Raw genomic sequence first — 24,223 nt, 5'->3', positions numbered from 1 at the left:
ATGCAGGTAGCACGGCAGCGTCGGAGCAACGAGAAGGAACAGATCAACCTCTTTGGCAGACGCTTCGGCCGCCGGAGCACTCTGGTGGCGGCGGGCATCGCTGTGGCCCTCGCCGTCACGGGCACCGCTGTTGCCTCGACGAGCCAGTTCGCCACCCAGCAGGTCGGCCAGGTCACGGCGAACGGCCAGGTCATCTCGAGCGACCAGTACATCGCCCCGTACGGCAGCCGCACCGTCATCAACAACGGCAAGATCATGTCGTCCTCGGTCAGCCCGGACGGGAGCCATCTCGCGGCCTCGGTCACCGACGGCGATGCGTCGCTGGTCGTCATGGACCTCAAGACCGGGCAGGTGCAGCAGCGCGTCGGCACCGCCTCGACGGACGACCTGCGCATCACGAGCGGCGCCGTCGGCCAGGAGGGCCCGACGTACTCGCCCGACGGTTCGCAGCTGTGGCTGGGCCAGAGCGACGGCTACACCAAGTTCACCGTGAACGCGGACGGCACCCTCTCCAGCCCGACGGCCGTCCCGATCCCGGCCGACGGCTCCAAGCACGCACTGGTGGGTGCCGCGGTGTTCTCGGCCGACGGCTCCACCGTGTACGGCGCGGTCAACGGCCAGAACCGGGTGGCCGCCATCGACGCGGCGAGCGGGACCATCAAGCAGAGCTGGGCCGTCGGCAACGCGCCCCGTGGCATCGCCAGGGTCGGCAACAAGCTCTACGTCAGCAACGAGGGCGGGCGTCCGGCCAAGGCCGGCGACACCACGATCAACTCCTACGGCACCCAGGTCCCGGCCAACCCGCAGACCGGCGCCACCACCACCGGCACGGTCAGTGTCATCGACCTGGCGGACCCGACCGCAGCCGTCGGGAGCATCGACGTCGGTCTGCACCCGACGGCCCTGTATGCCAAGAACGGGGCGGTGTTCGTCACCAACACCGCCGACAACAACGTGTCGGTCATCGACACCCGCAAGAACAAGGTCGTGCAGACCATCGCCACCCAGCCGTGGCCGGAGGCGTCGGTGGGCTACGAGCCCGACGCGGTGACGCTCACCGACGACGGCCGTCTGCTAGTGACGCTCGGCCGCGCCAACGCCGTCGCCGTCTACCGGTACAAGTCCCCGCAGGAGCCCGCCAGTTACGTCGGCCTGCTCCCGACGGACTACTTCCCCGCGGAGATCACCACCGTGGGCAAGAAGGTGGTCGTCTCCAACACCCGTGGTATCGACGCCCGCCGCCCCACCAACAAGGCCGGGCACGGCACCCACGACACGACGTCGAGCCTGACGCAGTTCACCCTGCCGGACGACAGCGTCATCAGGTCCGAGACGGGCAAGGTCTTCCGACAGAACGGCTGGACCCGCGGCTCGGTCTCGCTGGCCCATGGCAAGGGCAAGCAGAGGCCGGTGCCGATCCCGGCGCGGCTCGGCGCTCCCTCGACGATCAAGCACGTCTTCATGATCGTCAAGGAGAACCGGACCTACGACCAGGTCTTCGGTGACATGCCGCAGGGCAACGGCGACCCGTCGGTGACACAGTTCGGCGAGAACGTGACGCCGAACCAGCACGCGCTGGCTTCGCAGTTCGGGCTGTACGACAACACGTACGACATCGGCACGAACTCCGCCGAGGGTCACAACTGGCTGATGCAGGCCGACGACCCGGAGTACACCGAGTCCTCGGCCGGTGAGTACACGCGCAGCTACGACACCGAGGACGACGCTCTGGGCCACCAGAAGTCCGGCTTCATCTGGACCGGTGCGCAGGCGGCCGGGAAGTCCGTCAAGGACTTCGGCGAGTTCCAGTCGTTCGAGAGCAAGCCGGCCGGCGCGTCCTGGCAGAGCCTGTACTGCGACACCAAGAACATGGCGGCGACCGGGCAGGACACCGCCTACCCCATTCAAACGGGCTCGGCGATCCCGTCGCTCAACAAGGTGTCGGTGCCCGGCTTCCCGCTGTTCGACACCAGCGTCCCGGACATCTACAAGGAGCAGATCTGGAAGCAGGACTTCGAGAAGAACGGTCCGGCGAACCTGAACATGTTCTGGCTCTCCAACGACCACACCGGTGGTCCGGCGAACGCGGCCGCTCAGGTCGCGGACAACGACCTCGCGGTCGGCCGGATGGTTGACGAGATCTCGCACAGCAAGTACTGGAAGGACTCCGCGATCTTCGTCGTCGAGGACGACTCCCAGGCCGGCCTCGACCACGTCGACGGCCACCGTGCCCCCATCCAGATCATCAGCCCCTGGGCCCAGCACGCCGAAGTCGACAGCCACTACTACTCGCAGATCACGATGATCCGGACCATCGAGCAGATCCTCGGGATCCACCCGATGAACCAGAAGGACAGCGCGGCCACCCCGATGCGCGGGGCGTTCACCCGGCACCCCGACTTCACACCGTTCAAGGCGCTGCCCAACCGGACCTCGCTGACCGACGGCCTGAAGACCCCGCCCGCCTGCGGCCTGGACACCCCGGCGCCGCAGGACCCCAGCGCAGCGGCCGTGCCCTCGGCAAAGGTGCCGGCGGACAAGCGGGCACTCGCGGCGACGTGGGACGAGTGGAAGACGCACCAGCGGCTGACCGGGCCGGGCGCCATTCCCGACTTCGCGAACCCCGCACAGATGAACCACTTCACGTGGTACCAGACACACGAGTGGACGAAGCCCTACCCCGGCGAGAACAAGATCTTCGCGCCCAAGGACGTCCCGGGCGCCTACATCCCCTCGTCGGAGTCCGACGGCTGACGCAGGCTCAATCGCGTCAAGGGGCCCCTGTGCGGCGTCACCGCCGGCCAGGGGCCCCTTCCGTCCCCTTGTGCGGCACATACAGGATGCGGACTTGTTGGACCATCGACGTCTGCACAAGCGGAGGACCTGCCCCTGCCGAAAAACTCATTCGCCCAGGTGAGAGGCAGTCTTCGGGATGTGCGGGGTCTCAAGCACGGACGCTCCAATCGGTACTCTCGCGCAGTTGGCGATCGCCCCGGCATGATGGCTGGCCGTGCTTCTGCGACTGGCTTACCTGACCATGACGAACGCGCTCGCCGCGCTGCGTCTGCTACCCATGAGCGACCGGGACAAGGACAGGCAGATCCTGGCCCTCCGCCATCAGATCACGGTGCTGGAGCGCCAACTCGGTGTCGAAAGAGTCCGGTTCACCCGCAGTCCGTAGCAGAGTGCCACGTCGAGCGCCTGGGCGTAGTCCAGCGCGACGATTCCGGGGCCCTTCTTGCGAATGGCAACGGCTGCAGGAAGGTGGCCGGCAGGATCTGGCGGCAGTTCCAGCTCACGTTGCATCTGACGGACACATTCGGGTTGTTGACAGACGCGCTGTTCGTGGAAGAGGTCTCCTGGTCCCGACGCACTGTCAGGTCCGTCAGAGAGGGGGATCCTGAGTCCCACCAGCACCAACCGGGTGCTGGCCAGGCGCTTCGGGCCGTCCGTGGCTAGCTTCTGCCCCGGGTCACGTCGCAACGCTACTGGCGGGTATGGCCGACGAAGCGAGTCGTCCCCTCGGTCGCGATGCGACGAGGCAGGACACGACTTCTCCTGAACGCAGCGTCCCGGTCGAGTCAGTTCAGCCACTTCCGAGGCTCCGGGCCGCCATGGTTCGGACCGGGAAACACAGTACGCGAGCACATCGAAGCCGCCATCCGCCAGCAGGAACACGAGCCGGTCGTCGCACGGTCCGACGGCCGCCAGGCCAGCCCGGCGAGCCTGAGTCCGACCTGATGATGGCGCGCGAAGAGATCACCGCTCTCCGCCAGGAGCGAGACCGCCTCCGCAAAGCCGTCCGGCAACAACTCCGCCAGCAACTCGACCAAGTCGGCAACCGCCAACTGACGGAGCGCATCGCCGAACTCACCGAAGCAAACCGTCGACTCGAACGCTCCGAGACCCACATGCGCGCCGAAGCACAACGACTCACATCTCGCATTGCGTCGTTGGAAAAGGACCTGGCAGCCACCCGAACCAGCCTGCGTCGCATGATCCGTGACGAGAACCGCTGCTGACGACCGCCGAACAAGCGCCACACACGCCGAGGTGGGCTGACGGATCAGCGAACAGCCGGTCCTCGCTCTATCGGGCTCAGGGGGGCTGACGCTGGCCGGTCAGTTGGTCGCCGAGGGGGGTGCGGCGGTACAGGACCTGCCGTCCGGCGCGAGCTCGGGTGACGAGGCCGGTGGCGTAGAGCACGCGTAGGTGCTGGGACACGGCGCTCGGGGTGACCCTGAGGCGGCGGGCGATCTCGACTGTGGGCAGCGGCTCATCGAGGAGGCTGAGCAGTCTCGATCTGGGCGCACCCAGAAGGGACACGAGAGCCGTCGCGTCAGCGATGGGCGCCGGCACCCAGAGCGTCGCCACTCCGCGGCTGGGGTACGCCAGCATCGGCGGTTCCTCCGGGCTGACGGGGGGCCCGGGCTTGTGAGCGAACACGGACGGTACGAGCAGCAGCCCTCGGCCCGACGCCTCGACGCGGTGCCTACCGATCATCTTGTCGATGTGCAGCACGCCGTTGTGCCATCGCAGATTCGGGTGCATGTCGGCGAACAGCAGGCGGGCGCCTCCCATGGCCAGTCGCCGCGCACGGTAGGTCATGTCGGCTTCCAGGAGCAGCTGCATTTGCGGCCACATCGGCTTGATGGCGGCCTCCCAGTACTGCCGCAGGAGCTCGCAGAGGGCGTCGCGGAGTCTGACGACGGGCGCGTCGTCGGCAGCGGTGGCAGCGTGCAGAGCCCCGGGAAGCGGGTCCGGCGCGTGCGTGGCCAGCAGATCGCGGCGGACCAGATCGGGGGAGGCCTGGCGGACGACGGCCAGTTCTTCTTCGAAGGCTGGGGCGAATCTTGCGGGCCGCGGCGTCAGGAAGTCGGGAAGGGTGCGCCTCGCCGCTACCAGGGACATGAGCAGGTCGTTGTCGAGCGCGCTGAGTCTGCCGAGAACGGACCTACGCCATGGGAGGTGCAGCGCGGACAGTCCCGGCTCGCGCAGCACCCGCAGACTGAGCACGGTCTCATGCAGGGGCGATACGGCGAACCGCGTGTCCGCGAGGTCCTCGACGCCAAGCTCAAAGCTGATCATTAAGCCAGAAGCTACATCGATAGGCAGCGGAGTGCGGGTGCCGTGAACTTCCACGCATGACACATACAGCTCACGCAGAGCGCGTAGCGATCATCACCGGAGCGGCACGGGGTATCAGCGCAGCTGTGGCCGAGCGACTTGCGCGAGACGGCTTGGCAGTCGGAGTGGTCGATCTGAACGCGGCAGAGTGCGCCGGTACGGTCAAAGCCATCACGAGCAGCGGCGGGACAGCGGCAGCGGTCGCCGCCGACGTCGCTGACGAGATGGCCGTGACCGCTGCCGTCGCCCAGATGGCAGCCGAGTTGAGGTCACCGACCGTGCTGGTCAACAACGCCGGCATTGGCGGCACTGACGTCGGCGTCGCGGAGATGACCACGCAGCAGTGGGACGCGGCCACGGGAGTCAGCCTGCGGGGGGCGTTCTTCCTCACACGGGCCGTGAGCCCGCACATGATGGCGGCCGGCTGGGGCTGGATCATCAACATGTCGAGCATCTCCGCGCCCGGCGATTCCGGTCGCGCCGACTACGCCAGTGCAAAGGCCGGTCTCATCGGTTTCACCAAGACGCTCGCCCTCCAACTCGGACGACAAGGCGTCACCGCCAACGCCATCGCTCCCGGCTTCATCGTGAGCGACATGACCAGGACCTCCGCCCGTCGACGAGGCCGCGCCTTCGAAGAGCACCAACGCCTTGCCGCGCAGTCCATCCCGGTCGGCCGGGTCGGCCAACCGGAGGACATCGCGCATGCCGCGTCCTTCCTCACGTGTCCCGGGGCGAGGTTCATCTCCGGCCAGGTCATCTACGTCGCCGACGGGCCGGTGGGCTGAAGATGAGCCGCCGGTTGGTCCTGATCTTGGCCGTGACCTGCGCCGTCGGCGTGGGCAACATCTACTTCCCACAGGCGATCAGCCCGCTGGTCGCCGCCGGACTGCGCGAGTCGCCCGATTCCGCCGCCCTGCTGGTGACCGCCACCCAAGTCGGCTATACGGCCGGGATCTTTCTGCTGGTGCCGCTTGGCGACCGGCTCCCCTACCGCCCGTTCCTCGTCACCCTGCTCGCCCTTACCGGCGCGGGCCTGCTCGCCGCAGGCTGCGCGACAGCCCTGCCGCCTCTCGTCGCCGCCAGCGCGCTCATCGGCGTCACCACCGTGGCCGCCCAAATCGTCGCTCCGCTGGCGGCGGGGCTGGTGGCCGCCGACCGCCGCGGAGCGGTGATGGGCACCTTGTTGAGCGGGTCGATCGGCGGCATGCTGTTGGCCCGCACCTTCAGCGGGACGCTCGGCGAATGGCTGGGATGGCGAGCCCCCTACTTGGTGGCCGCAGTCCTGGTCCTGCTCCTCGCGACCGTCCTGGCCTACACGCTGCCGGCCACGACTCCGCCGTCGCGCCAGCCGTACCCGGCACTCCTGGCTGAGTCCCTGCGCCTGCTCCGCACCGAGCCGGATCTGCGCCGCTCCTGTCTCTACCAGGCAACGGTCTTCGCCGGGTTCTCGGCCGTCTGGACCTGTCTGGCGCTCCTTCTTACCGGCCCGGCCTACGGTCTGGGCGCCCAGGCGGTGGGGATGCTCGCCCTGGTCGGCGCGGCGACCATGCTGTGGACCCCGTTCGCCGGACGTCTGGTGGACCGCGGGGGGCCCGATCGTGTGAACCTCGTCTGCATGCTCGGGGTCCTCGTCTCAGCTGCAGTCCTCACTGCGGGCGCCCGGGGCGGAGTGCTGGGGCTGACCGCCCTGATACTCGGCACGCTGCTGCTTGACGTCGCGATGCAGTCCGGCATGGTCGCCAACCAGGCCCGGGTCTTCGCCCTGCGTCCCGACGCCCGCGGCAGGCTCAACACCGCCTACATGACCTGCGCTTACCTGGGCGGCAGCGCGGGTTCCTGGCTCGGAGTACGCGCCTACGGCCAGGCCGGGTGGCGGGGCGTGTGTGCGCTTGTGGCGTTGCTCGCCGTACTCGCCCTGGCCCGCCACCTCGTGGCGCTGTATGGCCGAAGGCCCCAGTTGGACGAGATCCCGGCCACGAGTCGGCGTTGACCCGTTGTTCACTTGTGGATGACCAACGTCCCTTTCCAGCAGCCCATCGCATCGCCGTGCCCTACGTCCCTGACAGCTGCATAGTGCGTTCACCTGCGTGTTCTGCCCAGAGATCCAGATAATCGCGGGCCGGTCCGCTTCGGCCGCGCAGCCGAACAGCCGTCGGCCGGTCTCGGTGGAGTACGAGGCGCTGTGGAGCGGGTTGGTGATGATGCGTGTGACGACCGGGGGCCGGCTGCCGTGCTTGCCTTTGCGGGCCGCGGTGTCGAGCCGATCGGCGCCGGGGGCGGGGTGCCGGGTCGCCACGGCTGGCCGGGCCTGCGGTCGGCGGGGGTGGGCACCCGCAGCAGCTTCGCCAGCCGCGGCACCTTGGTGAAGCGGCGGGTGTGGTAGGCAGAGGCGACCGCGCCGCCGCGCGAGCGGCACGGCGAGCCTGTGCGTCGCACTTCGGGCAGGCGTGCTGTTCGACGTCGTCCGCGTCGGAGCACGGGGTTTGAGGATCCGTCATGGACGCAGATCCTCGCTCAATGCAACTCGCAGAAGGGGGTCCGTTCCCCTTTCGAGTGAGAAGGGGTTGTGAGAACCGATCGGAGATCAACGGGCCGCCGGGGGCCCACCGTTGACCTTGCTCTCGCAAAGGACCATTTATGAGAGTCGGGGCAGGGAGCCGCGCTGCGTCATCCCGGAGAAACGGGACCAGGCTGCCGTCCACTGGAAGAAGATCGTGCGCCTCGCCTTTCCCGACAGACGCTGACAGGCGAATACCGACACGCGCCAAGGTGGCGTTAGGCGGGCTGCAGGGCGGGCGTTGCCGGAGCGGCCGCGACCTTGCGGGTCTCGCGCATTATCAGCAGGCCGTTGACCACCATCAGTGTCGCGGTCAAGCCGTGGACGCCGAGCGCGGTGGCCACGGAGCCGTGGTGGGCCAGCACGGTGGCCATGTCGCCGTACGCGGCGAGGGCCTCCACCAGCAGCACCCAGCCCAGCGCCCGGCGGTGGCCCGTCACCAGCAGGATGCCCAGGACCAGGGCCAAGACGACGTCGCGGATTCCCTTGATGATCAGGAAGCCGTCGCCGTCGCCGGACGGCCAGCTCGGCAGGCCGAAGCCCGGCGCCGTCGTCTCCGGGCTCAGGATGAATTCCGTCCCGAACCAGAGGATGAAGAGGATGAAGGCGGCGGCCAGGACGGTGTTGATCTTCTTCAGCGACATCGTTCTTCTCCTTGCGGGTCTTCGTCGGCTTGGTGAGCTTCGTGGAGCCCGGTGAGTCGTGTGGGGCCCGATCAGGCCGCGTGGACGCGGCTGATCGAGGGGCGTAGCTTGCCGGGATCGCAGTTGTGGGATTTGAGCGGCAGCCGCATTCCCGAATGTCGGGATTTCGGTGGGCAGCCGCCCCCCGAGGAGTGGGGATTGTGCGCCACCGGCGCGGCGTCGGCCCGCGGGGTCAGAAATCCGAAGCCCTGTCGGGCTCACCCCGACGGGGCGAAAGCCGTCGATATACAGGGGCGAACCAGTGCATGTCGGGGGCGGCGGTGGTATCAGGTGAGGGCGGCGACCAGCAGGGTGAAGGCGGCGATGATGACGGCGACGCGGACGTAGTGGAAGCGGTCCCAGCGGCGGAGCTGCTGCTTCCAGTCGGCGGGCCGGTTGTCGGGGGTCCAGGTCTTGTTTCGGTTGTTGATCGGGACGAGCAGCAGGATCGACATGACCACGCTGACGATTAGCAGGCCGGCGGCGGTGACGACGAGTCCGGCGCCATGGTGGTGCCATTCGGCGACAGCCCAGATCGCGCTGAGGACGAGCGAGCCTATGTACCAGAACGGCATCACGGCGCCGAGCATCCGGCCGCCGTGGGCGTGGCCGAGCTGGCCGCTGTCCTCGGGAAGCGCGTCCAGGATCCGGTTCATGATGAAGGCGACGGAGAACTCCACCCCCACCATCACGCCGACGATCACGGTGGTGATGACCTCGAGTGCGTTGAGCATGATGACCTCTTCCGCATCTAGCGTTGCTAGCCGATGAGGCAACACTAGTACTGCTGCCGCTCGATTGTCTAGCGGTGCTAGGATTGATTCATGTCGGTACAAGAACGCAAGCAGCGCGAACGGGCGGAGCGCGAGCGCCTCATCGTGGCGACGGCCCGCGAACTCGCCGAGCAGCAGGGCTGGGACGCGGTCACCACCCGCCGGCTCGCCGAGCGCATCGAATACAGTCAGCCTGTCCTCTACAGCCACTTCCGCGGCAAGCGCGAGATCATCGGCGCCGTCGCCCTGGAGGGCGCCACCGAGATGGCTGCGGCGGTGCGGGCCGCGACCTCCGCCGAGGACGGCCCGCGCGCCCGGGTCACCGCCCTGGCCCGCGCCTACCTCGACTTCGCCGAGCACAACCCGGCGGTCTACGACGCCTTGTTCCAGCTCGACGGCGGCCTGGCGTACGCGCAGGAGGACACCCCCGAGCCGCTGAAGGACGCCTTCGCCGCCCTGCTCGAGTGCCTCGCCGAGGCCGCCGGGGACGGCATCGACCCGGGGCTGTTCACCGAGGTGTTCTGGGCGGCCCTGCACGGGCTCGCCACCCTGACCCGAGCGGGCCGCCTGCTGCCCGAGGACGCCGAGCCGAGGGTGGAGCTGCTGGTGGACCGGCTCGCCATGGTCTGACACACCATCCCGGCGGGCACGCAGCCGGGGCTCTCGGGCCCCGCCGCTGCCTGCCTGCGGCAATGCTTCCGGTCACTCGCGTCCACACGGCGCAGCCGCAGATCGCCGGGCCCCGTACCCCGGACGGGCACCCGCCCCGGAAGCTGCGATGTTCATTGATCACGACCCGATACGCGCCCTGACGCCGCGTCATTCGCCGGTGCCCTCGTTGTCCTCGTCGAGGTGGACAATTGCCGGGTCACGCAGTGGGCGTAGGCCCTCGCGTGGCGGGCGGGCGGCGAAGCTGTAGCGGCCCAGGCAGTTGAGGTTGGCGTGCTTCAGCGGGGAGACCCGGGCCACGTCGTCGTCCAGGACGTCATGCTCCCGCTCCTCGGGCGGCAGGGCCCGCAGGTGGTCGACGGCGGCGTCGAGGTAGCGCGTTGTCCAGAGCACGGCGGCATTGAGGACCAGGCCGAGCGCGCCGAGTTGGTCCTCCAGCCCCGTCCTGTATGCCTGCATGATCTGTCCGCGCTGGCCGTGGCAGATGTCGCGGGCGAGCTTGTGCCGTGACTCCTGGACGGTGAACTGCCGGTTCATCTGGCGCCGGTAGGTGTCGTCGACCGGGTTGACGATCCGGAGCAGGTGCAGGGTCTTGGCGATGCGCCCGCCAGACACTGAACAGCTCGTTCTGCCCCTCGGGCACGGACGCGGGGTTCAGGCGCTTGACGCGGCGCACGATGAGCCGGGCCGTGGCGTGAAGCCTTCTTCTCGCTGGTGAACGCGGTGAAGGGAGCCTCGGCGATCTCGGCATCGGAGATCCAGCGTTTTTCCTCGGCGTCCCACACCGAGGTCGTGTACTGGATGGGCGTCCAGGCGTCGTCGGCGATCGCGGCGATGGCCTGGCGGATCTTCTTCTTGACCGCGACCGCGAGGGAGAACCGCGCCCCGTGTGCGCGGCAGGCGGCGACGACCTTGTGGGAGAAGTGCGCGGAGTCGGCGCGGACGATGATCTGGGCGGTAATGCCCATCGTGCGGACCGTGGCCATGGCCTCGCGCAGCAGCGACGCGCAGCCCTTGCCGGACTTGGCCGAGCCCTTGCGCAGCCTCGTTGCCACGATCACCGGCGCGTAGGTGGACGTCTTGACGGTGACGATCTGGAAGTGCAGGCCGCGCTGTTTGGTGTAGCCGAAGGAGGTGCCCTGCTTGGCCGGCCCGTACACGGGCTTGACCTTGGAGTCGATGTCGACGAACACCACCTCGTCACCGGTGGGGACCAGGCCGGTGTGCGCGGCCAGTCGACAGGTGAACGCCCGCATGGCGGATTCCAGTTGACGCACATGCCCCCAGGCGAACGCACGCAGGAAGGTGCCGAGTGTGGACGGGATACGCGCGCCGCCGAACAGGCGGGGCAGCCCGCCGTGGACCTTCGCCGATCCACGGCTTTGCGCGGCGATCGTGGGCCGGCCCACCTTCAACGCCACCCTCATCGAGACCGGCACCGAGTCTTACCGCCTGGCTCGCTCAAAAGCCGAGCAGAACGGCGCGGGAAAGTAGACCACCGCGACGCGAAGCCCCGAGTGGTCAGCCAAGCTCCGGGGCCACTTCAGGGCGCGGCGGGCGTGGGCGGCGGTTGTGCGACACCGACGATGAAGTTTCCCCGGATCCGGACATCTGCCGACCAGCCCAGCGCGGCGAGTTCGCCGGTGAGTTTTCCCGGGTCATGGAAGATTTTCTCGATGCGGTACTCGCGGCCGTCGTCGAGCCTGCGCAGCTTCGCGGCCACCTCTTCCCGCGCGGCCTCGGCGGGGCCTTCGTCAATGAAGACCGCTTTGCCGTGGGGGGCGAGTGCGGCAGCAACGGTGTCCCAGAAGGCGCTCAGCCGGGACAACGGGACGTGGGAGAGGAAGAAGGCGAAGAACACAGCGTCGAAACGGCGCGGCGGCTGCCACCTGAACACATCGGCCTGGGCGAACCGGACGTTGGGGAACCCGGCCCGCTCCTGGGCGATCCCCAGCACCTCGGGCGAGGCATCAACAGCGGTCAGTGAGCGCGCCCGCGCGGCCAACACCCGAGTCCACTGACCCGTTCCGCAGGCCAACTCCAGTACATCTCCGGTGATCGGAAGGCCGTCGACCGCAGCCAGCAGTTCCCGCAGGTCCTCACGCTCGGAATAGACCCGGTCGTACTCGGACGCACGGGCCCGGTAGTAGGCAATCTGCTCCGCCACAAGGGCTTCGTCATCGATTGTCATGACCTCGACCCTAGCCGTTCTCTTCGGCCTTCGGCCTGCTCTTCAGCCGAAGCGGTTCACGAGTGGTACCAGAACAAGCCAATGCCCGGGGCCACTTGAAGACGTTGAGACGACACGGGATCTTCACTGCATGGGGCCGTTGGAAGGCGTCCTGCCAGAGCCCGCTGAACAACGTCACAGCCAACCAGAACAATGACCCCAGGGCGAGGCGGTCACATGATCGGCTGGATCGACCGCGCCCATGGTGCAGGACGCTGCCAGGCATACAGTGCGCTCATCCTGTTGCAACCGAACCCAGAAGGGACCGAGGCGAACGGACGCCTCAGACGGCTGGTGGTGACCGCGGGGAGCCTGGCGCTCGCCGCGGTGACGCTCGCCGTGCCCGCGCAGGCAGCCGCCACGTCGGCGAGCTCTTGCCCGTCCGGCTACCTGTGCGGATGGAGCGGTACGAACGAGACCGGCTCCATGATGAAGGCCCGCGCCGACATGCCCACGATGGGCTCGTGGGACAACAGAATCCGCTCCTTCTGGAACCGCACGTCCAGCTTTTCCTCTAGTGGGTGCGGGGCCGAAGGAGGTGGTGCGAGGGGGTGTGTTCGATGACGAGGATGGCGGCGTCGTCAGCGGGAGGGCCGCCGATGTGGGCGAGCAGGTCGCGGTGGATCCGGTCCAGCAGATCGTCGGGGCCTGCGGCCGGGAAGGATGCGACCCGCTCGGCGAGGGGATAGAACGCTCTGGCCGGTGAGCGGGCCTCGATGACACCGTCGGTGTAGAGCACGAGCATGTCGCCGGGCTGGAAGGTGAACGGGTCGGTGCGGCGCGCCCCGACGGGCAGTTCGCCCATGCCCAGCGGCGGCAGGGGGCGGCGGGCGTGCAGAACCGTCACCTGCTGATCGGTCACCAGCAGCGGTGGCGGGTGCCCGCAGTTGACCATCTCGGCCGCCGGGCCCTCGTCGGGGATCTCCAGGACGAGGCAGGTGATGAAGTGCTCGCCGGGATCGTGCTTGGTGTCTGCCACGTCTTCCACGTTCCGGCTGACGCTGTCGTCAAGGGCAGCCACCAGCTCAAGCAGAGAGGCACAGCGGTGAGTGCCCTCACGGAAAGCGCCCAGCACCAGCGAGGCCTCACCGATCGCGGCCAGGCCGTGGCCCCGTACATCGCCGATCACCACCCGGGTCGCGGCATGCCCGGCCCGGCCGACGGCAAAGAGATCACCCCCGATCTCCGCTTCGTCCTCCGCGGACAGATACAGCCACGCCACCCGCAACGGCCCGATCCGGCGCGGCGGAGGGCGCAGCAGAACCCGCTGCGTGGTCGCCGCCACCGAGCGTGCCCGGCTCAGCGCACGTTCACGCCGCTCCGTGACGTAGCGCAGGAAGACTGATAGGGCGGAGAGGACGAGCAGCGCGAGGATCTGCGCCATGCGGTTGGCCGTGGTCAGTCCGCCTTCGAGCGCGGCTACGAGCACCAGGGCCGCCACCGCGAGGGCTCCGACGAGAGCGGTCATCCGCGTCCCGGAGAGAGAGGCAGTGAGCGCGGGCGCGATGACCAGCAGAGGCCCAAGATGGACATCGGCCGGTGTGTAGAGATCCAGCACGGTGATCGCCACGATCAGTACGAGCGGGATCGCCACCAGCCCGCGGCTCGATGGCTCCTCCAGGAGGCGATCACGCGATAAACGCCCACGTCGGACACCCATGCGCCCATTCTGCCCCGACGCGCTCCCCCGGGGCGGCCCCACGAGCAGCGAGTCTCTTCCGGCAGGTCAGCAGCTCACTGTGAACTGCTCCGCCCGCGCAGCGTGCGGCAGCGCCAGCAGCAGGTGCACCAGCGTGACCAGGAGCCGGTCCACGAACACACACCAGGCGCCGCTTGGGTCCTGCCCCGGCGGCCCGCCGTCGGTCCCCGCCACGCCGCTCGCGCAGCACCGATTCCCGCCCTGCCTGCCATTTGGGGGCGAGTTCTTCGAGCAACTCGCCGAAGTGCGCGCGGGAGACGCCGCACAGGGCAGGGTCAGCGCAGGCCGCTCGGGCCCAGGTCAGCTGCACAACTCGCCCAACCAGGAAGGCCCTTCTCGCGTCACGGGTCGACCGCCACCTCCACGATCGGCCTCAAGGCCGTCACTGGTCGTCGGGTGTGGCCCAGGCTACGAGCTGGAGGATTACACCGTTCGGGTCGGTGACCTGGAAGAGGCGCTCACCCCACGGCTCTTCGCGCAGTGGCATGGTGATGCAGACGCCTTCGCTCTGCAGTCGCTCGTATTCAGCCTCCAGGTCAGCCACGGTGAACGCGGTGATCACACCCGCGGCGTGCTGGTCCCTAACGCCCTCAGGCAGGACCTCGATGCCGCGCTGCAGAAAGATCACGTTGATGGCGTCCTCGCGGACCAGTGAGGCAAAGCTTTCGGCGGCCATGGCCTCCTGGAAGCCGAAGTGCCTTGTCAGGAATGCGGCGGAGGCGGGGACGTCGTCGACGGTCAGGGAGACGGCGGTGGAAGTGATCTTCATGGCTTCTCCTGGGGCTCGAGACCAATCTCTGTACGCTGTACTCTATACATCGTACAGAGTAGGCGGAACGAGGGACCAAAGCCCTCAAGGCAACGGATGGAGCGCATGGCCAGGGAACGAAGCGGCGCAGACGACCCGGCCCGCACTCTGGAACTGCTGTGGCGCGAGTCCGGACAAGGTGGCTCCCGGCGTGGCCCCAAGCAGGGCTTGACGGTCGACGCGGTCGTCCAGGCCGCCACCGAACTCGCCGACTCCGGTGGGCTGGACGCCCTGACCATGCGCAGCGTCGCCCAGCAGTTGGGCGTCACGCCGATGACGCTCTACACGTACGTCCCGGGCAAAGCAGAGCTGCTCGACCTCATGCTGGACGCCGCCTACTTGCAGATGCCGCGTACCGATCACACAGCCGCCCCGTGGCGCACGAGGGTGGAGGCCGTCGCGCGCGAGAACCGCGACCTCTATAGGCGCCACCAATGGGTGGCGACCTTGCCCACCGCACGCCCGCCGCTCGGTCCCGGGCTCATGGCCAAGTACGAACACGAACTGGCCGCGTTCGACGGCCTCGGGCTCGACGATGTCGAGATGGACGCGGCCCTCACCTTCCTGCTCGGCTTCGTCCAGTCCGTCGCCCGCGCCGACCTCGACACCCAGGCCGCCGCCCGCGACAGCGCCATGTCCGACGAGCAGTGGTGGGCAGCCAACGCACCACTGCTGGCCAGGGTCTTCGATCCTGCCCGGTTCCCCCTCGCAGCCCGGGTCGGAAGTGCCGCGGGTGCAGCGCACCAGGGCGTGTACAACCCCGAACACGCCTTCAGCTTCGGGCTGCAGCGCATCCTGGACGGCCTCACCCACCTCACCGCGAGCCGTTCCCGATAGCAATCTCACATACCGGTCCGGCAACGACCGCGTTTACGTCCGCTGATCGCTGATCGCTGACCGCGACCACCACTATCGAGCCCGGGTTTCGGGACTCGGATCTTCTCCAGCACCGGTTTGAACTGGGTGCAGTCAGCCCGCTGACCTGGTGTGACGATCAGAGACAGTGGGCGGCAGCGGCCGTCCGCGCTCAGGTGGAGCTTGGTGGTGAACCCGCCGCGCGAGCGGCCCAGGCCCTCACCTTCAGCACCACCTCCACCAGGCGGGCGTGCAAGCTCTGCCACGGCGTTTCGTCCTGATGTCCTGGCCCTTCGGACCCCTTTGGCGCGGGGGCCGGCGGATGCGGGCACCCGCCGCTGCTGGAGCGGACGCTCCCAGGTTCCGTCGGCCGGCCACAGCCGGTGGCGTTCATAGACGGTCTTCCATGGCCCGAACCGTTCGGGCAGGTCACGCCACTGCACACCGGTCCGCACCCGGTGCAGAGTCCCGTCGGTCACCTGCCGATGGTCCCGCCTCCTGCCACAACGCCTGTTGCTGGCAGGCGGAAACGGCCGCAGCCGTTCCCACTCCGCGTCACTCAGATCACCCCGCCCCATGACAGGAAGAACGACCCGGACAGACGCCGGTCACAAGATCGCACGAACGCTGATCCCTACTCCGTGACGAAGGGGGCGTACCCGACCGGGACCTCGCTCACCTGAAGGTCAGAGAAGAGCAAGGCCAGGTTGTGTGCGTTGGTTTCAATGCGTACCTCGTGAAAGTCGATCCCGAGGGCCTTCGACCAGCGTCGGGTCGTCTCTGACTCAGGGAGGAGCTTGGCTCCCGGGTACAAGCAGTGCCACTTCACGCCCCAGACGTATCCGTCGAGGTCGGCACCGGTTTCGTACTCGATGAGCCGATCATCCAAAGAGACCCGCCAGGTCTCCACTGGGACTGACGTCTCGCATCGGGCCTCGACGCAGTACCGGAAGAGATACCGCAGGTGGGACGGCGTGATGCCGGTACGGGGATCGGCTGTCGCGTAGACGATGACCTCGTAGTCACGCATGTAGTTGGTGTATCCGTGGTGCACGACAGCGTGATCGAAGGCCTCGTCCAGCACCTGTTCAAGTACGGCGGTATCCATGCCGCCCTTCTACCTCACGCGGCGAGACTCTCGACAACGAGATTCACTGGTGTCAGGCACCGGTGCCTCAGAGATCGTCCGGACAAGTCTTAGCCGCAACAGTGGAGTTCGTTGGCGACGGTGAACATGCCGACCGCGACAAGGTCACCGTCGCGCTGGAACCGCGCATGTCGTCGTCGCCGGCCCGTTCGACTGAGCTAGTGCCGCATCAGGCAACGTTTGCCCCGTCGCGGCGTCCGGCACGCCCTCTCGCCGCACCGGCCGAAAGCCCAAGTACGTCCAGTACGAGGTCTTCCGGCCGGCACGCCGAGAGCACGCACCGGACGCCGCTCCATGACGGGCAAACGTTGCCTGCCGCGGCACTAGCCGGGCTCTGAGTCGTCGTGGATGGTCAATGCTCCGGCGAGGTCGAGGTCGGAGACAGTGCCGTGTGCCCCGGCGCGGACGAGCAGCACTGCGCCGAGCGCGGTGCTCCAGAACGTCCTGGCCTCCACGTCGAGCGGTCGACGGGCCCTCCAGCCGCGACCGTCGATGAGCTGGCTCACGAAGCGCTCGGATTGCCGGAACAGCAATTGGAGGTGCTGGTCGACCACGGGGGCGAGTTCGGGCTTGGAGATCCCGGCGGCGAGTGCTCGCGCGACTGACGGGAGTGAGGGCATGGCCAGTACGGCGCGGGCGATGTTGCGCCGAAATGTCGCCGCGTCGGGGGCTTGGCGACCGATGCGCTCAATCCGTCGGGCGTCGTGCAGCAAGCCGAGAAAGGCGGCGTGCACGAGCAGCGAGTCTTTGGAGCCGAAGTAGTAGGTGACCTGATTGGGGAAGACGCCTGCCGCGTTCGCGATCTCCGCGACGCTCACCTCAGCGCCGGGCCGCTCCTCGCAGAGCCGTGCAGTTGCCTCAATCAGCCGGCGCCTCGTCGCGCGACCACGGTCACGCGATCGAGCCGACGTTGATCGAGCTTCGGTTCGCTTCTTCTCCACACCCAAATTGTATGTGATACAACAAGGCTCTGTTCGCTTGTATCGCATACAAGAAAGGTTGAAGGGCATGCACCGGACTGAAGTCGTCGTGACGGGACTCGGCGCGATCACGCCACTCGGGGCAGACGTGGTGTCTACGTGGGACGCCCTGCTTGCCGGCGAGTCCGGCATCCGCGGCGGCGTCCTGCGCGGCCACGAGGACGTCGGCCTTCCCGACACCGTCGCGGGGACGATGGCGATCGACCCCGCCGAGTTGCTGCTGCCGGTGCAGGCCAGGCGGCTCGACCGCTCGCAGCAGGCGGCCTTCGCCGCGGCGGCCGAAGCCTGGGCCGATGCAGGCGCCCCAAAGGTGGACCCGGACCGGCTCGCATCAGCGATCGGCACGGGCATCGGTGGCGTACGGACGCTGTTGAAGCAAGACGACGTACTGGAGGCGGCCGGGGCTCGGCGCGTCTCGCCACGCACGGTCCCGATGCTCATGCCCAATGCGGCGGCGGCGCTGATCAGCATCGAATACGGTGCACGGGCCGGGGTCTACACGCCCGCCTCGGCGTGCTCTTCCGGTGCCGAGGCGATCGCCCTGGGGGCCAGGCTCATCCGTGCCGGCGAGGCGGACATGGTCATCGCGGGCGGGACCGAGGCCGCGATCACCCCGATCACCGTCGCCGGCTTCGCCCAGGCACAAGCACTGTCGCGGCATACCGCCGAACCCGCGTCAGCCTCCCGGCCGTTCGCCGCGGACCGCAGCGGATTCGTCCTCAGTGAAGGCGCCGCTGTCGTGGTGCTAGAAAGCGCCGAGCACGCCGGCGCCCGAGGCGCGCGCGTCCACGCGGTACTCGCGGGCGCCGGCATCGCCGCCGACGCTCACCACATCACGGCGCCCGCTGCCGACGGCTCCGGTCAGATCTCGGCCATGCGGAAGGCCCTCGCGCAAGCCGGTTTGGCTCCCGAGCAGATCAGTCACATCAACGCCCACGCCACCGGAACTCCGGTCGGCGACGTCGCCGAGGCGCACGCGATCGGGGAAGTATTCGGCCGCGCCACTGTGACGGCCCCCAAGGCGGCGCTCGGACATCTCTTCGGCGCGGCTGGTGCGATCGAGGCGCTCATCGCCATCCTCAGTGTGGAGCACGGCGTCATCCCGCCGACCCGCAACCTCACCGCAGCCGGCGTCGGTCCCGACATCGATCTCGATGTCGTCGCAGAGCGACGAGACGTCCCCCAGGAGGCCGTGCTCAGCAACTCCTTCGGCTTCGGTGGGCAGAACGTCTCACTCATCGTCACCGGCGCACGGCACCACGCGTCCCGTACGGCCTCGACCACACCATGACCCACGCGAACGCACCGCTGTCCGTGGAGGGTCGCCGCCGATTGGTCGAGCGTTGCAAGACTCGTCCGATTGCGCATGTAGCCGCAGAGGTGGGGATTTCCCGAGCAACGGCGTCGAAGTGGGTGGACCGGCGATACGGCGAACTCGGGTTGAATGATCGAATCTCGACGCCGCATCATCAGCCAAGTGCGACACCAGTCGACGTGGTCACACGCATTGAGGAGAGGCGGCGTGCCCACAAGTGGTGGGCCACTCGCATCGCCCACGTGCTCACCGTCGACGGGATTGTGATCTCGCGCCGTACGGTCACCCGCCACCTGGCCGCCCTCGGGCTGAACCGACGGAAGTTCATCGACCCCAACGGCAAGACCAACCGAGAGCCGCAGACGATCACTGCTCGACGACCCGGCCACATGGTGCAGAAATACGTCAAACCTGTGAAGCGGAACCCTCGCGTTCGGCAAGGAACTTGTCCAGCAATTCGAAGAGCGCCTCAAGGACCTGTACTTCCTGCTCGGGCGTGAGATCCCACCCACCCTGCCAGTCCGGGAGGGCAATCTGCCGAATCTGGGCTTCCCAGACGAGGTTGCCGCTGACCTGGTGGTTCGCCATCAGCCACTCGCGCCAACCATCCAGGCCGGGCCCGCCATGCCGGCGGGCAGCTTGGTCATAACCCGCCATGAAGGCGGTCGCTCCGCTGAGCGTCGTCCGGCCGATGAACATGCCGGTCCGCTTGGCGAACTGGGCGAAGTACTCGCGCTCACTCATCTCGATCAGATTCGGCACCCCCGCATTCTGCCGTATCGGCTGTCGGCTTCGGCTGCCGGTCAGAGCTGACCGCTGATCCGTCGTGCCAGCCCTTCGAGGAACTCTTTAAGGCTTGCGGCGGCAAGATCGAACTGATCGAACCAGGAGGCGGTGGTGGACCTCCACACACGCCCGGAGCCTGCCAGTGCGAACAGATGGCCGCCGCCGTCGCTGGCGAACACAAGGGCAGGCTCCTCCCCATTGATTTGGATAGCCCCGTACTCCCGGAAGTGGCTTGCGACCGTTGAGGGCGGATGGATGAAGTAGCCGTTGTCCATATCGGGCAGGGAGACCCCGTTGATCACCCAGTACATCGTGGTCAGGTCCGAGGGTATCGGCGTCAGTTCCACGAGCATGTCGGTCGCCTCGTGACTCTCCTCCGTTGCGAGCACGACCGCGTTCCTGCCGGGCGGGAAGCCGTGCCGCGCCTGGAACGACTGCATCAGTTCGGTGAGCGCCGCTCCCGCCTGCTCGCACCAAACCCGGACCCACTCGGCATCAAGCCGTTCATCAGTCACGATCGACCTCTTCAGCCCCACAGAACTCACCCGTCGCAAGCCCGAAAGAACATACAGGAGCGTTCACGCAAGGCGGCCATAGCCCTCGGAATGACCCATTCCCGGATCGCGAATCCCCGAGCAGTTCCACATCCGCCGGACCTCAGCCACAAGGCTGGTGCCGGGGTAAACAACCGCAAGGACCCGGTGGAGACGAAACTCCATACCGCGGTGTGCGCTCGGAAGGTGACCCTCGTGGCCGCCCAGAAGGCCATCGTCACCGACTGGACCACGGCGCTCAATACCCTCGGCCTCTGATGACGGACACCTCACCGTGGCGCACTCGAATCGGCTGGGGAGCGCAAGGTGCAAGCCACCCCGTCCAGGTTCCCTTTCGCGGCCGACGCCTCAAGCGATGGCAGCGCCGCCACAACAACACCCAGGCCAAGATCCCCATGCCGGTGAGCAGGTGGTGGGCGTGGCTCTTTTGGAGGGAGGGGGTGAGCTGGGAGAACGCTGAACAGGCTGTCTGCAGGTCGCTGCTTTCTCCCGTGACTGCCTGCTCACGACGTTGGCTCGAAGTCAGGCTCTCAGAGTGCGGGATGTGGCGTTCCGTCGGTCTTGTCATCGCTCGATGGTGTGACGTTGGGGCATCGCTGCCGGTCAGGCGTTCGGGGTTCGCTTGAGTTGTGGCATGAGCATGCGCAAGCCGTACCCGAGTGATCTCACCGATGAGCAGTGGGAGCTCGTCGAACCCGTGATCACGGCATGGAAGGCCCGGCATCCGTCGGTCAGCGGGCATCAGGGGAAGTACGCGATGCGGGAGATCGTGAACGCCATCCTCTACCAGAACCGCACGGGTTGTCAGTGGGAGTTCCTGCCCCATGACATGCCCCCGCCCGGAGCGGTGAAGTACTACTTCTACCTCTGGCGCGACGAGGGCACCGACCAGGACATTCACGACCTGCTGCGCTGGCAGCTGCGGGAGAAGCGGAAACGATTAGCCGACCCGAGCCTGGTGGTCCTGGACACGCAGAGCATCCACGTGGCCGTCGGCGTCCCGGCCACGACGACGGGCCGGGACGCCGCGAAAAGGGTGCCGGGCAGGAAGAGATGCCTGGCCGTGGACGTGCTGGGCCTCGTCATTGACTGCGTCGTCCTGCCCGCCTCCGCGCACGAGAACACCGCCGGCATCGCCCTGCTGGACGCTGTCACCGAGCAGTGCGACACGGTGAAAAAGGCCCTGGTCGACCAGGGCTTCAAGAAGAAGGTCGTCGAGCACGGCAGACACGTGGGTATCGACGTCGAGATCGTCGAGCGCAACCCGGACGACAAAGGCTTCGTTCCACAGGCCAAACGGTGGATCGTGGAGCAGACGAACGGGATCCTGATGTTCTACCGCCGTCTCGTACGCGACTACGAACACCGCCCCGCCTCCTCCCGCTCCCGCGTCCTGTGGGCGATGACCTCCGTCATGAGCCGCCGCCTCACCGGAGCCACCATCGCCTCCTGGAGGACCGCATGAGCGAAAACCCACAGGTCAAAGCCATCCTGGAACACATCGAAACCCGCGAACGCGAACTGGACGACCAAGCCGAGCAGTTCCGGGACCGCATCGAAGAACTCACCCGGCAGCTCGGCGAACTCGACGCGGAGAGCGAGAACCTGCGCATCACCCGCAAGACCCTCCTCACGCTCCCGCTACCCTCACCCGCCACCGGGCCGGACCGCCCCGACATCCCCGACCACCCCGCCTACCAGCAGATCCTCTCCGCCCTGGCCGACGCGGACCGGCCGATGCGCGCCCGCGATCTCTGCCAGGCCCTCGACCTGCCGATCCTCCCGAAGAACACCGAAGGCATCCGCTGCAAACTGAAACGCCTGGTCAGCCGGGGCATCCTCATCGAACCCGAACCCGGCTTGTTCGCCCGCCCCGACGCCTGAGGGCCACCCCACACCCGCGACCAGCGATCCTTCCCCAACCTCAACCACGAAACGGACAAGAACTCACGTTCCGCACTCTCAGAACCCGCGGCGGGGCAACCCGTCGTCGAACGAGCCCGCCGCTGAGGAGCCGTTCCTGTTCCTGCACGCCGCCATTGTCCTCCTGACCGCGCTTGTCATCGGGCTCATTATCGGCGGCCTCACCGCTCTCACCCGTGCCCCCGTGGCCGCCGCCGTCATCGCTGGACTGACCAGCGCCGGCGCCGGCACCCCAGTCCTGCGCACTCTCATCCGGTGACCGCACACCGGTTGTCCGGCCTTGAAGGTGCCTATGAAGACGGCGCCCACGATGCCGACGAACCGCGCTGGCGACGCCCCGCCGGAGGGCACTTGGGTTCTAACTCAACGTCGCAACACCCGACGTCCGGGTAGGCGATGAGAGACACGAGTAGCACTGCTGGGGGCGCCCGAACGGCAAGCGGGTGTCCCCCGAGGTGAAGCACAGGTTCCTCGAACTGATAAACGAAGCGTGAGCATCAGGGGAGCCAGCCGCGCCGTCGGCATCAACCGCAGAACCGGGCAAGAGTGGCTGAACGGTCGTGCTGAGCGGGTAACAGGCCGACAGGGCAGGCAGTGACAACACGATCCGGGCCGCGGTACCGCCACTCGTTGGCGCTCCACGCAAGTTCGCACCCGATCCGCGCAGGGGTGACCTGAAGGCCCCGGCGAGTCCCATCTCGAACCGCTACCTGTCCGAGGAGGAGCGCATACGCATCGCCGACCTGCGGCGGGAGAAGAAGTCCCTCCGATCGATCGCGGCCGCCCTGGGCCGCAGCCCGTCGACCATCAGCCGTGAGATCCGGCGTAACTGCAACCTCAACGTCGGGCCGGCCCATCCCTCGTCCTACCGACCGTCCGCCGCTCAGAAGCGGGCGCAGTCACGGCGTCCGCACCCTAAGACGCGAAGAGTTGAAACGTGCCCTGAGCTGCGATCTCTCGTTCAGGCGCGCCTGGACGAGAAGTGGAGCCCCGAGCAGATCTCGAACATCCTCCGCTTGGAGTTCCCCGACCGCCCGGAGTTGCACGCGAGCCACGAGACGATCTATCGAGCTTTGTATGCCCAACCCAGAGGTGGCCTGTGGCACGAGATCAGCCCGTCGCCTGCGAACCGGCCGAAGCCTACGGAAGCGACGCCGACGCCCCGACCAGAGGACCGCTCGCTTCACGCACCCGATGGTCACGATCAGTCAGCGGCCCGAACGGGTCCGCCATCGGCACCCTCGTGGAGCGCAGCACCCGCTACACGCTGCTCGTCCACCTGCCACACGGGCACAGCCCCGGTGCCGTGCAAGCTGCCCTTCTGGAGGCCGTCAAGGACGTACCGCCCTCCTTGAAGCGGTCTCTGACCTGGGACCAAGGCGCCGAGATGGCGCACCACTACGCCTTCTCGAAGGCTTCAGGGGTGCCGGTGTACTTCTGCGATCCGCATAGCCCTTGGCAGCGGGGTTCAAACGAGAACACCAATGGCCTGCTGCGGTAGTACTTCCCAAAGGGCGTGAACCTGTCGAAGTACGCCAGGGAGGACCTGGAAGCTGTAGCGGCTGAGGTGAACGCCAGGCCACGGAAGACGCTCGGCTGGGAGAGTCCAGCCGAGCTTCTCCGAGCTGCTGACGAACGACCCCAACACTCCCCGTGTTGCGACGATTTGTTGAATCCGCCTCCGACGTCGGCGGGGCGCGGTGCTTGCGGCCCACCGACGTCTGGAGGACACGCCCGTGCTCATCCCCCGTACGCGCCGACGGATTGGCAGACCCCGCCCCTTCCGCCCCGGCCCCCGCTACCCGCAGAGCTCCGCCCGGCTGCCCAGCGCCGGGAGACAGTGATGCCGCGCCCCAAGAAGAAGCGCCGCCCCGCGAGACGAAGCGGGTGCCGCGCAGCGAGGCCCTGCTGCCAATTGGAGTTCGCGCGGGTTCCGTGAGGACTTCGGTACGGGGAATCACCGCAAGTGAGCAAGTGAGCAGGTGAGGGCCTTCTCGCTGCTTGTCATCTGTGCGCTTCAACTTCTGCGAGTTGCTGACAGATTGTGCTAGTTCGGCCAGTAACTTGCGAGGTTATGCGGGATTCAGGAAGCCGCCGCCGTCTGACGTTGCTCA

Annotated in this window: 24 protein-coding genes and 5 pseudogenes; 15 read left to right on the top strand and 14 right to left on the bottom strand. The window is 67.6% G+C overall.

The annotated features are described in order from the left end of the window. From OG568_RS53105 to OG568_RS53095, 3 genes are all read left to right on the top strand, one after another. A complete protein-coding gene (locus OG568_RS53105) occupies nucleotides 1–2,754 on the top strand; it encodes a bifunctional YncE family protein/alkaline phosphatase family protein (protein WP_329537265.1) in 2,754 nt (917 codons plus the stop codon). Between the two features lie 256 nt (nucleotides 2,755–3,010). Further along, on the top strand, nucleotides 3,011–3,181 hold the full coding sequence (locus OG568_RS53100; RefSeq protein WP_329537264.1) for a hypothetical protein: 171 nt from the start codon (nucleotides 3,011–3,013) through the stop codon (nucleotides 3,179–3,181). A gap of 559 nt (nucleotides 3,182–3,740) precedes the next feature. Then, nucleotides 3,741–4,022, top strand: coding sequence for a hypothetical protein (locus tag OG568_RS53095; protein ID WP_329537263.1), 282 nt, complete (start codon nucleotides 3,741–3,743; stop codon nucleotides 4,020–4,022). Nucleotides 4,023–4,098: 76 nt separating this feature from the next. Here the strand turns inward: OG568_RS53095 and OG568_RS53090 are convergent, their stop codons facing one another. Next, entirely contained in the window at nucleotides 4,099–5,088 is a 990-nt protein-coding gene (locus OG568_RS53090) for an ArsR/SmtB family transcription factor (protein ID WP_329537262.1), read from the bottom strand. 56 nt (nucleotides 5,089–5,144) lie between these two features. Here OG568_RS53090 and OG568_RS53085 point away from each other — a divergent pair, with 56 nt between their 5' ends. After that, a complete protein-coding gene (locus tag OG568_RS53085) occupies nucleotides 5,145–5,915 on the top strand; it encodes an SDR family oxidoreductase (protein ID WP_329537261.1) in 771 nt (256 codons plus the stop codon). 2 nt (nucleotides 5,916–5,917) lie between these two features. Then, on the top strand, nucleotides 5,918–7,120 hold the full coding sequence (locus OG568_RS53080) for an MFS transporter (RefSeq protein WP_329537260.1): 1,203 nt from the start codon (nucleotides 5,918–5,920) through the stop codon (nucleotides 7,118–7,120). 785 nt (nucleotides 7,121–7,905) lie between these two features. On the opposite strand, the gene OG568_RS53070 is transcribed toward OG568_RS53080, so the two are convergent. Together OG568_RS53070 and OG568_RS53065 are read right to left on the bottom strand one after the other, a co-directional pair. Then, on the bottom strand, nucleotides 7,906–8,331 hold the full coding sequence (locus OG568_RS53070) for a DUF4267 domain-containing protein (RefSeq protein ID WP_329537259.1): 426 nt from the start codon (nucleotides 8,329–8,331) through the stop codon (nucleotides 7,906–7,908). 326 nt (nucleotides 8,332–8,657) lie between these two features. Then, complete coding sequence (locus tag OG568_RS53065) at nucleotides 8,658–9,104, bottom strand: DUF1772 domain-containing protein (RefSeq protein WP_329537258.1); 447 nt, start codon at nucleotides 9,102–9,104, stop codon at nucleotides 8,658–8,660. Nucleotides 9,105–9,194: 90 nt separating this feature from the next. On the opposite strand from OG568_RS53065, the gene OG568_RS53060 reads away from it, so the two are divergent. Then, entirely contained in the window at nucleotides 9,195–9,773 is a 579-nt protein-coding gene (locus OG568_RS53060; RefSeq protein ID WP_329537257.1) for a TetR/AcrR family transcriptional regulator, read from the top strand. Between the two features lie 189 nt (nucleotides 9,774–9,962). Here the strand turns inward: OG568_RS53060 and OG568_RS53055 are convergent. Together OG568_RS53055 and OG568_RS53050 are read right to left on the bottom strand one after the other, a co-directional pair. After that, nucleotides 9,963–10,418 (bottom strand): annotated as a pseudogene (locus tag OG568_RS53055) (Tn3 family transposase); the annotation flags it as partial. After that, complete coding sequence (locus OG568_RS53050; protein ID WP_443077940.1) at nucleotides 10,346–11,068, bottom strand: transposase; 723 nt, start codon at nucleotides 11,066–11,068, stop codon at nucleotides 10,346–10,348. The pseudogene OG568_RS53055 and the gene OG568_RS53050, both read right to left, overlap by 73 nt. A gap of 106 nt (nucleotides 11,069–11,174) precedes the next feature. Here OG568_RS53050 and OG568_RS53045 point away from each other — a divergent pair. Then, a pseudogene (locus OG568_RS53045) lies at nucleotides 11,175–11,306 on the top strand (IS21-like element helper ATPase IstB); the annotation flags it as partial. A gap of 49 nt (nucleotides 11,307–11,355) precedes the next feature. On the opposite strand, the gene OG568_RS53040 reads toward OG568_RS53045, so the two are convergent. Further along, nucleotides 11,356–12,003 carry a class I SAM-dependent methyltransferase gene (locus OG568_RS53040; RefSeq protein ID WP_329537255.1) on the bottom strand — a complete coding sequence of 216 codons (648 nt, stop codon included), beginning with the start codon at nucleotides 12,001–12,003 and terminating at the stop codon, nucleotides 11,356–11,358. A gap of 192 nt (nucleotides 12,004–12,195) precedes the next feature. Between OG568_RS53040 and OG568_RS61905 the strand changes: the two genes are divergently transcribed. After that, the gene (locus OG568_RS61905) at nucleotides 12,196–12,606 is read left to right on the top strand and encodes a peptidase inhibitor family I36 protein (protein WP_443077939.1); all 411 of its coding nucleotides are present in this window, start codon (nucleotides 12,196–12,198) and stop codon (nucleotides 12,604–12,606) included. On the opposite strand, the gene OG568_RS53035 is transcribed toward OG568_RS61905, so the two are convergent. The 3 genes from OG568_RS53035 to OG568_RS53025 form a co-directional block, all read right to left on the bottom strand. After that, nucleotides 12,557–13,636 (bottom strand): PP2C family protein-serine/threonine phosphatase, encoded by a 1,080-nt coding sequence (locus tag OG568_RS53035; RefSeq protein ID WP_329537254.1) that lies wholly within the window; start codon nucleotides 13,634–13,636, stop codon nucleotides 12,557–12,559. The two genes, OG568_RS61905 and OG568_RS53035, sit on opposite strands and share 50 nt — an antisense overlap. 132 nt (nucleotides 13,637–13,768) lie before the next feature. Next, nucleotides 13,769–13,915, bottom strand: coding sequence for a hypothetical protein (locus OG568_RS53030; RefSeq protein WP_329537253.1), 147 nt, complete (start codon nucleotides 13,913–13,915; stop codon nucleotides 13,769–13,771). Nucleotides 13,916–14,123: 208 nt separating this feature from the next. Further along, the gene (locus OG568_RS53025; protein ID WP_329537252.1) at nucleotides 14,124–14,510 is read right to left on the bottom strand and encodes a VOC family protein; all 387 of its coding nucleotides are present in this window, start codon (nucleotides 14,508–14,510) and stop codon (nucleotides 14,124–14,126) included. 105 nt (nucleotides 14,511–14,615) lie between these two features. Here OG568_RS53025 and OG568_RS53020 point away from each other — a divergent pair, with 105 nt between their 5' ends. After that, the gene (locus OG568_RS53020) at nucleotides 14,616–15,386 is read left to right on the top strand and encodes a TetR/AcrR family transcriptional regulator (RefSeq protein WP_329537251.1); all 771 of its coding nucleotides are present in this window, start codon (nucleotides 14,616–14,618) and stop codon (nucleotides 15,384–15,386) included. Between the two features lie 5 nt (nucleotides 15,387–15,391). Here OG568_RS53020 and OG568_RS61900 read toward each other — a convergent pair whose 3' ends face one another. The 3 genes from OG568_RS61900 to OG568_RS53010 form a co-directional block, all read right to left on the bottom strand. After that, nucleotides 15,392–15,982 (bottom strand): IS5 family transposase, encoded by a 591-nt coding sequence (locus tag OG568_RS61900; RefSeq protein WP_443077938.1) that lies wholly within the window; start codon nucleotides 15,980–15,982, stop codon nucleotides 15,392–15,394. A gap of 56 nt (nucleotides 15,983–16,038) precedes the next feature. Further along, the gene (locus OG568_RS53015; protein ID WP_329537250.1) at nucleotides 16,039–16,512 is read right to left on the bottom strand and encodes a YxiG-like protein; all 474 of its coding nucleotides are present in this window, start codon (nucleotides 16,510–16,512) and stop codon (nucleotides 16,039–16,041) included. A gap of 362 nt (nucleotides 16,513–16,874) precedes the next feature. Next, on the bottom strand, nucleotides 16,875–17,492 hold the full coding sequence (locus OG568_RS53010) for a TetR/AcrR family transcriptional regulator C-terminal domain-containing protein (RefSeq protein ID WP_329537249.1): 618 nt from the start codon (nucleotides 17,490–17,492) through the stop codon (nucleotides 16,875–16,877). Nucleotides 17,493–17,559: 67 nt separating this feature from the next. On the opposite strand from OG568_RS53010, the gene OG568_RS53005 reads away from it, so the two are divergent. Together OG568_RS53005 and OG568_RS53000 are read left to right on the top strand one after the other, a co-directional pair. Then, nucleotides 17,560–18,822, top strand: coding sequence for a beta-ketoacyl-[acyl-carrier-protein] synthase family protein (locus OG568_RS53005; RefSeq protein WP_329537248.1), 1,263 nt, complete (start codon nucleotides 17,560–17,562; stop codon nucleotides 18,820–18,822). After that, a pseudogene (locus OG568_RS53000) lies at nucleotides 18,819–19,274 on the top strand (helix-turn-helix domain-containing protein); the annotation flags it as partial. The gene OG568_RS53005 and the pseudogene OG568_RS53000, both read left to right, overlap by 4 nt. Here the strand turns inward: OG568_RS53000 and OG568_RS52995 are convergent. Continuing rightward, complete coding sequence (locus OG568_RS52995; RefSeq protein ID WP_329537247.1) at nucleotides 19,252–19,608, bottom strand: hypothetical protein; 357 nt, start codon at nucleotides 19,606–19,608, stop codon at nucleotides 19,252–19,254. The pseudogene OG568_RS53000 and the gene OG568_RS52995 overlap by 23 nt on opposite strands. Before the next feature lie 41 nt (nucleotides 19,609–19,649). After that, complete coding sequence (locus OG568_RS52990) at nucleotides 19,650–20,147, bottom strand: hypothetical protein (RefSeq protein WP_329537246.1); 498 nt, start codon at nucleotides 20,145–20,147, stop codon at nucleotides 19,650–19,652. A gap of 673 nt (nucleotides 20,148–20,820) precedes the next feature. On the opposite strand from OG568_RS52990, the gene OG568_RS52985 reads away from it, so the two are divergent. From OG568_RS52985 to OG568_RS61890, 4 genes and pseudogenes are all read left to right on the top strand, one after another. Then, entirely contained in the window at nucleotides 20,821–21,651 is an 831-nt protein-coding gene (locus OG568_RS52985) for an IS5 family transposase (RefSeq protein WP_329529970.1), read from the top strand. After that, nucleotides 21,648–22,070 (top strand): hypothetical protein, encoded by a 423-nt coding sequence (locus OG568_RS52980; RefSeq protein WP_329529971.1) that lies wholly within the window; start codon nucleotides 21,648–21,650, stop codon nucleotides 22,068–22,070. The genes OG568_RS52985 and OG568_RS52980 overlap by 4 nt, the downstream gene beginning before the upstream one ends. Before the next feature lie 644 nt (nucleotides 22,071–22,714). Continuing rightward, nucleotides 22,715–22,882: pseudogene (locus OG568_RS61895) on the top strand (hypothetical protein); the annotation flags it as partial. A gap of 434 nt (nucleotides 22,883–23,316) precedes the next feature. Continuing rightward, nucleotides 23,317–23,730: pseudogene (locus OG568_RS61890) on the top strand (IS30 family transposase); the annotation flags it as partial. Between the last annotated feature and the right edge of the window lie 493 nt (nucleotides 23,731–24,223).

It is taken from the genome of Streptomyces sp. NBC_01450 (genome assembly GCF_036227505.1).
GTDB lineage: Bacteria > Actinomycetota > Actinomycetes > Streptomycetales > Streptomycetaceae > Streptomyces.
The sequence above is the reverse complement of the archived record's forward strand: the minus strand, read 5'-3'. Positions and strand labels throughout refer to the sequence as shown.

Excerpts from the sequence above, each read along its gene's own strand:
- OG568_RS53105 (WP_329537265.1), top strand. The coding sequence starts at position 1 with ATGCAGGTAGCACGGCAGCGTCGGAGCAACGAGAAGGAACAGATCAAC.
- OG568_RS53095 (WP_329537263.1), top strand. The coding sequence starts at position 3,741 with ATGATGGCGCGCGAAGAGATCACCGCTCTCCGCCAGGAGCGAGACCGC.
- OG568_RS53090 (WP_329537262.1), bottom strand. The coding sequence starts at position 5,088 with ATGATCAGCTTTGAGCTTGGCGTCGAGGACCTCGCGGACACGCGGTTC.
- OG568_RS53085 (WP_329537261.1), top strand. The coding sequence starts at position 5,145 with ATGACACATACAGCTCACGCAGAGCGCGTAGCGATCATCACCGGAGCG.
- OG568_RS53080 (WP_329537260.1), top strand. The coding sequence starts at position 5,918 with ATGAGCCGCCGGTTGGTCCTGATCTTGGCCGTGACCTGCGCCGTCGGC.
- OG568_RS53070 (WP_329537259.1), bottom strand. The coding sequence starts at position 8,331 with ATGTCGCTGAAGAAGATCAACACCGTCCTGGCCGCCGCCTTCATCCTC.
- OG568_RS53065 (WP_329537258.1), bottom strand. The coding sequence starts at position 9,104 with ATGCTCAACGCACTCGAGGTCATCACCACCGTGATCGTCGGCGTGATG.
- OG568_RS53060 (WP_329537257.1), top strand. The coding sequence starts at position 9,195 with ATGTCGGTACAAGAACGCAAGCAGCGCGAACGGGCGGAGCGCGAGCGC.
- OG568_RS53050 (WP_443077940.1), bottom strand. The coding sequence starts at position 11,068 with ATGCGGGCGTTCACCTGTCGACTGGCCGCGCACACCGGCCTGGTCCCC.
- OG568_RS53040 (WP_329537255.1), bottom strand. The coding sequence starts at position 12,003 with ATGACAATCGATGACGAAGCCCTTGTGGCGGAGCAGATTGCCTACTAC.
- OG568_RS61905 (WP_443077939.1), top strand. The coding sequence starts at position 12,196 with ATGACCCCAGGGCGAGGCGGTCACATGATCGGCTGGATCGACCGCGCC.
- OG568_RS53025 (WP_329537252.1), bottom strand. The coding sequence starts at position 14,510 with ATGAAGATCACTTCCACCGCCGTCTCCCTGACCGTCGACGACGTCCCC.
- OG568_RS53020 (WP_329537251.1), top strand. The coding sequence starts at position 14,616 with ATGGCCAGGGAACGAAGCGGCGCAGACGACCCGGCCCGCACTCTGGAA.
- OG568_RS61900 (WP_443077938.1), bottom strand. The coding sequence starts at position 15,982 with ATGGGGCGGGGTGATCTGAGTGACGCGGAGTGGGAACGGCTGCGGCCG.
- OG568_RS53015 (WP_329537250.1), bottom strand. The coding sequence starts at position 16,512 with ATGGATACCGCCGTACTTGAACAGGTGCTGGACGAGGCCTTCGATCAC.
- OG568_RS53005 (WP_329537248.1), top strand. The coding sequence starts at position 17,560 with ATGCACCGGACTGAAGTCGTCGTGACGGGACTCGGCGCGATCACGCCA.
- OG568_RS52985 (WP_329529970.1), top strand. The coding sequence starts at position 20,821 with ATGAGCATGCGCAAGCCGTACCCGAGTGATCTCACCGATGAGCAGTGG.
- OG568_RS52980 (WP_329529971.1), top strand. The coding sequence starts at position 21,648 with ATGAGCGAAAACCCACAGGTCAAAGCCATCCTGGAACACATCGAAACC.